Here is a 6,000-nt window from a genome sequence, read left to right on the forward strand (position 1 = left end):
AGACGGGACCGGCACAGACGACTTACCCGCTGCAGTGGTGCCTCGATGCGTGGGACCAGCCCGATCTCATGTACGCGAAAACTCATGCGTCGGCTCGGTACGAGGGCTGGGATCGCTACGTTCCCTATCTGGAGCTCGTCCAGTGCGGTGAGGTCGTCAAGCCGGCACTGTTCTTCAAGATCGGTTTCGCCGACTTTGCGGATTGGGCCTATGCCGTCGAGCCACGGAAGATCGTGTGGAACTGGTACCGGACGAAGGGTGAGGTCCCCTACGTCGTCATCGACCTGCACGTGCTGTTCGTCAACGGCAATGGGAGGACCATCGGCATCGGCGGAGCCGGACAGGCCACGATAACCACAGCGGACGCGCATCAGCACTCCCACCAACTCAGAAGCCGGACCCTGCTCGACCCCGCGGACCCGGCCCATCGCGAGGCGATCGAGGCGTGGGTGGCCGCACCGGACCCGACCATGCTGTTCTTCATCGAGGAGAACTTTCACGCCACGGCCCACGTCTGGGTGCGCATCGACTCGGCGGGCAAACAGATCGCTCTCGAGACGCTGGCGGAGGCGACGGAGCAACTCGGCGTTGAGGGGATCGTGCCAGGTGGTTTTCGTGACGCGTGTGCCTTCATCAAGGACACCCTGCCGCCGGTGTCGTGGTGGCACTGAAGGGCTGCGGCACGTTTCCCGTGACGTCGCCCATGAGGCGCCGCGGGAGTCTCCCTACTCCTCGATCTCTCCGAAAACGGGACCGTCTCGAGGATGACCTTCGCCCTCACCCAGCGGGGCGAATCACCATCCGCCTCCAGGTACTGGCACTCGTACCCGGTGTCGTCGCCGAGCGTGACCGTCTTGAGGGGCGGGATCCGGTCGCAGCGCAGTTCCTTCGCGGTCTTGTGGTGCTCGTCCCAGAACCGGCCATAGACCGCTTTGGCCAGCAGCACGCCCGAGTCAGGAGGATAGACGTTGTACCTGATGATCTGGGCAATCTCGCTGCCGTCGACGTTCGCGACCCACACGTCCCACGTCAGCTTCACACCCTGGTAGGTGACAGTGCACAGCGTTTTGTGCCCAACCACCGGCGTGACCTCACCGCCTTCACATCCAGCACTGACCTTGGCACGGATTCCCGCCATGACGAGAGTTTCCTCCTGAATCTCGTCCAGCACCCTCTCGGTGAGCGAGGCGTCACCGGACGGCGCAGGCGGCAGGCCCATGTCCGAACGTTCGGAGTCGATGTCAACGAGCGCCGGCTCTTCCGAATCCACCACAACCGGCAGCTTCTTGACCGTTGCCGTGGCGTTGGGAGCTGGGCTGCTGGCCCCGTCGGAGTCCGGCCAGAACGCTCTCCCCATCCCCACTACCGCCAAGCACACAACGGCCAGCACGACTACGACTTCGAATCGGCTGAGGTCCTTGAAGTACCGTCGAATCACCGGCCCAGCGTAGGAGGCCGGCTCGGGACCGGTCCCCAGCCAGACGTCGGTCTGTCGGTCACGAGCTTTTCTCTACGGGGTCCGAAGACGTGTCAACCGTCGTATCGCGGCGGCCACGCCGACGGCGTACACCGAGACGAACAGACCTCACCGAACGCATCAAAGCAACCCTCACCACACCAACTACGAACCCCGGAACCACAGGAGTGGTCTTCGTCGACGGCGAACAGCACGTCTCGTACCGCTCGTCGGGACCCCTCCCGGCTCAACGCCGGTAGAACGGTGGCCTGTTGAGAGGGAGGTGGGCGTCATGGTCGAGCAGACTGCAAGCCGGATCGGAGCGGTGTGGTCGTATCTGGGTGCGGCGCTGGTGGGCTTCACGTTCGTCGGCATCTTCGTGATCTGGCTGGTCCCCCTTGTCATTCGGGCGCGGACACGCAACCCGTGGACCCGCGCGCATGCCACGCACGCCGCGAACTTCGGCTTCACCGTGCTCTTTGCACTCTTCGGCGGAGGCATGGTGTCGGCCCTGTTCGGGCTTACGGCGTCATACCCGGAGACCCAGCCGCTGCCGATACTTCTGTGGTCGTGCTACACGCTGGTCGGACTTGTCGCCCTGCTGGTCGGGGCCCTGCGCACCGGACTCGGGCAGGACTTCCGGTTCGTCAAAACGATCTCCTTGCGCCTGCTGGGATGACCGCCCCAAAAAAACGGGGGACGGATCCGGCGGCGGGCGTACCGTCGCCGGAGCCGTTGACTCCGTCACCGGAGCGGTGGACTCGGCAGAGGACTCTCGGTGGAGCATTTGCCGTGAGACGGCTGGGTCAGTTCGTTACGCGGAAGGTGGCGTCGCCGCGTCCCAGCGCCGTGGTGATCCGGTCGAGGCGCAGCTGGTAGCCGTAGTGGCGGATGTACCGGTCGGGGTGGTTGTAGGACTGGAACGACGACCAGCCTGCGTCGGCGAGCCCGGCGACCTTGCGGAAGGTGGCGTCCGCGGCGAACTGGGCGGTGCCGTCGTTGTAGGCCAGCCGGAAGTCGTAGTTGGAGCGCCGTAGGAAGTACCCGGGGAAGTCCACCGACTCGAAGGAGACGGTGCCGGAGCCTGCCAGGCCGGGCCTCAGCCGGAACTGGGATTCGTCGACGGGGTTGACGCCTGCGTCGATGCGCAGCAGGTGGTCGAAGTGCCGGATGTAGCGGTCCGGGTAGTTGTACGAGCCGAACGACGACCAGGACGGGTCGGCGAGCCCGGCGGTCTTGTGGAAGGTGGCGTCCTGGGCGAATCGAGTGGTTCCGTCGTTGACGTCCAGTCGCAGCCGGTAGTAGGAGTGCCGCAGGTAGCGGGTCGGGTGGCTGACGGACTGGAAGGACACGGCGGAGGAGTCGGCCAGTCCGGGGACCAACTTCCATTGCGAGTCGGTGTACGGGTCGAACGGGTACTGGTCGATGCGGCCGATGTAGTCAGCGTGCCGCCAGTATCTGTATCTGTCCGGGATGTTGTAGGACTTCAGCCGGTTCCAGGCGGGCTTGCCCCACTTGGCGACCATGTTGTCGTACACCGTCTGGGAGATCGGCTGGATGGTGGCGTGTTTGGAGTTCAGCGGCTGGGTGTAGACGCGCCGGTCGGAGGCGGTCCACGTGCCGGTGGAAAGGTCGCTGGTCTGCCAGGCGGGGAACACCCCGTTGGCGTCGCCCCACAGATACCAGGTGCCGGAAGTCTCGGACTTGGCGAGGATCGGGGCCTCGATGCCCCCTCGCGGCGCCAAGCCCGAGGTGAAGACGGTGAAGCTGCCGGGACCGAGGGAGGTGGACTTCGCACCCACGAGGGCGTTGTTCCGCTTGAGGTACAGGTAGTTGACGCCGTCCACGCCCAACGCCATGGTGCCGTCGATGATGTCGTAGCCCGGGTCGAAGAAGACCTGCGGCGACGTCACCGTCCTGAAGTCCGTGGTGCAGTTCACCATGATCACGTTGTGCCCGCTGTTGTTGACGGACGAGTAGATGATGGCGTACTGGCCGCGGGAAGCGTCCCAGAAGGCTTCGGGCGCCCAGCTGTGGGTGGCCATCGAATGCAACTTCAGCAGGCGGTAGTTGTCGAAGGAGCGCAGGTCGGCGGAGTCCCAGATGTGGATGTACTGGCTCTGCGCATTCCAGTCGGTTCCCTTCAGGTCGGTCGCCATGACGATGAAGGTGCCGTCCTGCTTGGGCAGGAAGAAGGGGTCGCGCAGACCACCCGTGCCCCCGGTCGGGGTCACGACGGGGTTGTTCTGATTCAGCGGCATCCACTGCAGCCCGTCGGTGCTGACCGCGAGGTGCAGACCGTAGTCCGTACCAAGGCCGTTCCGCGACTCGGTGAAATAGCCCATGACGAGCGGGGAGCCCGTCGCGGCGCTCGCGGCCTGGCTGCCGATGGTCAGCGCGCCGGTCATGGACAGCGGCACGGCCGCGGCCATGCCGAGGAACAGCCGGCGCGACGGGAGGGGAGTGGCTCTCATCCGGTGTCTCCAAGCGCGTGCAAAGCCGGGCTACGTGGTCGCAATCCGAAGACCACCACGGTCGGTATATCGAACGTCGTTCGGTGAAGCGGTCAGACGCTGAGCATCCTCGCTGGTGCTCGACGACGACTCGGTGCCCCATCTGCTCATCGCGCCTGTCCGTCGCCGCCCAGGAGGCGGCCCCGGCCACTCGGTACGGCCGACTGGTCCTGTCGTCACTGCGGGGTGGCGAGAGGGGCGCGTAGCGCTCCCGCCCCGTGAACGACATCGCCCGGCATCGGGCGCGCGGCGGGGGTCATGTCGTGCCGCGGATGTTCAGGCGCGGCGTCAGGACGGCGGGGGGTGGCAGTTCGCCGGCGAGCAGCTGGTCGACCTGGTGGACGGCCAGTTCGCCCAGCCGTCGCTTGTCGAGGTGGAGGGTGGTCAGCGGCGGGTCGACCAGATCGGTGATGCTCAGCCCGTCGTAACCGACGAGTGCGCAGTCGTCTGGTACTCGGACACCGAGTCGGCGGGCGGACTGGAGCGCGCCGATCGCGACGAGGTCGTTGAAGGCGAACACGGCGGTGAGGTCCGGGTGCGCGGTGTGCAGCGTTTCGAACGCGGCGGCGCCTCCGTCCAGGGACTGCTCACCTACGACTCTCCAGCTGTCGTCGATCGGCAGCGCGTGTTCGTTGGCGACTTCGAGGAAGGTGCGGTGCCGGACCAGTGGGTCGCAGACCGGCGCGCAGTCGATCATGCCGATCCGGCTGTGGCCCCGGTCGATGAGGTGCTGCATCCCGGCCCTGATCCCGGCCGAGGTGTCGACCTGGACCAGTGCATAGGTCGATGAGTCCAGGCCGCGATCGACGATGACCAGCGGCACGGCACCTACGTACGGCTCGAGTTGCGCATCGGAGTGGCTGAGGTAGCCGACGAGCGCGTCAACCTGTCGGCCGAGCGAACGGACCAGGGCCAGCTCCCGGGGCCGGGTGTTTTCGGTGCTGGCGACGAGCACCTGCCAGGCCCGCTGGTCGGCGGCCGCGAACACCCCTGCCATGAACTCCGGGAAGAACGGGTTGACCACGTCGGGGACGATGAGCCCCACGGTCACCACCTCTTGGCGGACCAGCCCCCGGGCGTACCGGCTGGGCCGGTATCGCAACTGCCGGGCGACGTCGAGCACACGGCGCTGGGTCTCTGGGTCGATCTCTCCCTTGCCGTTGATCGCCCGGGAGACGGTCTGGTGGGACACGCCCGCGACCTCGGCCACGTCGCGGAGCGTAACGCGCTTGACGGTCCTCGCGCCGAGGACGTCCTGTCCCCGCTGGTCTTCCATTTCCCCTTGTCCCGCCACGCTGTCTACCCACCCGTGTCCTTGTGGTGCCCTGCGCCCCAAGTCAATCAGGTTCAGCGGTTGGCAGCGCCGCCGACCGCTGGCCGCGTACCGGGACATTGACAGGACAGATCCCATGAACCAGTATCCGTTACCGCTCACGTTAACGGTAACGGCGACACTCCCCTGCTCACGTTCAGCAGCGGCGGAACACAGTCACAAAGACCGGGATCAAGGGCTGACTTAGGAGACAGATGTCTTTCCACACCACCTCGTCCGTCGACTACGTCGAGGACGTCTCGCCCGGGCGCGGGGCGCTGCCGCCGCGCGCCTGGTACGCGTCCTCGGACGCCAAGTCCCTTTCCCTGAACGGGAGTTGGCGTTTCCGGCTGTCGGCGACCGCCGACGCCGAGGACGACTCCTTCGCGGCGGACGGGTACGACGCCGGCAACTGGGCCGAGGTGCGGGTCCCCGGCCACTGGGTCCTGCAAGGCCACGGCTCGCCCATCTACACCAACCACCTCTACCCGTTCTCGGTCGACCCGCCGCGCGTGCCGACCGAGAACCCGACCGGTGACCACCTGCGCATCTTCGACCTGCCCGACGACTGGCCCGCCCTGACGGACGGCGGCTCGGTACTGCGCTTCGACGGCGTCGAGTCCTGCGCCCGCGTCTGGCTGAACGGCACCGACATCGGCGAGTTCAAGGGCTCCCGGCTGCCGCACGAGTTCGCGGTCGGCCATCTGCTGAAGCCGACG

Annotated in this window: 5 protein-coding genes; 2 read left to right on the forward strand and 3 right to left on the reverse strand. The window is 66.5% G+C overall.

Annotated elements, in window-relative coordinates; genetic code table 11:
* Nucleotides 1–496: 496 nt before the first annotated feature.
* Nucleotides 497–1,438, reverse strand: a complete 942-nt coding sequence (locus OP79_RS55495) for a hypothetical protein (protein WP_157857409.1) — start codon at nucleotides 1,436–1,438, stop codon at nucleotides 497–499.
* A 310-nt stretch (nucleotides 1,439–1,748) separates the two neighbouring features.
* Between OP79_RS55495 and OP79_RS34290 the strand changes: the two genes are divergently transcribed.
* Nucleotides 1,749–2,135: a magnetosome magnetite crystal formation protein family gene (locus tag OP79_RS34290; RefSeq protein ID WP_033325772.1), complete on the forward strand. Its 387-nt coding sequence runs from the start codon at nucleotides 1,749–1,751 to the stop codon at nucleotides 2,133–2,135.
* A 127-nt stretch (nucleotides 2,136–2,262) separates the two neighbouring features.
* Here OP79_RS34290 and OP79_RS34295 read toward each other — a convergent pair whose 3' ends face one another.
* Nucleotides 2,263–3,930 carry a glycoside hydrolase family 43 protein gene (locus OP79_RS34295; protein WP_078492184.1) on the reverse strand — a complete coding sequence of 556 codons (1,668 nt, stop codon included), beginning with the start codon at nucleotides 3,928–3,930 and terminating at the stop codon, nucleotides 2,263–2,265.
* A 295-nt stretch (nucleotides 3,931–4,225) separates the two neighbouring features.
* A complete protein-coding gene (locus tag OP79_RS34300; RefSeq protein WP_033325773.1) occupies nucleotides 4,226–5,245 on the reverse strand; it encodes a LacI family DNA-binding transcriptional regulator in 1,020 nt (339 codons plus the stop codon).
* A 251-nt stretch (nucleotides 5,246–5,496) separates the two neighbouring features.
* Between OP79_RS34300 and OP79_RS34305 the strand changes: the two genes are divergently transcribed.
* The coding region (locus OP79_RS34305; RefSeq protein ID WP_033325774.1) for a sugar-binding domain-containing protein at nucleotides 5,497–6,000 on the forward strand (504 nt) is incomplete at its 3' end.

The organism is Streptomyces yerevanensis (assembly GCF_000716805.1).
In the GTDB taxonomy this organism is placed as follows: Bacteria; Actinomycetota; Actinomycetes; order Streptomycetales; family Streptomycetaceae; genus Streptomyces; species Streptomyces flaveus.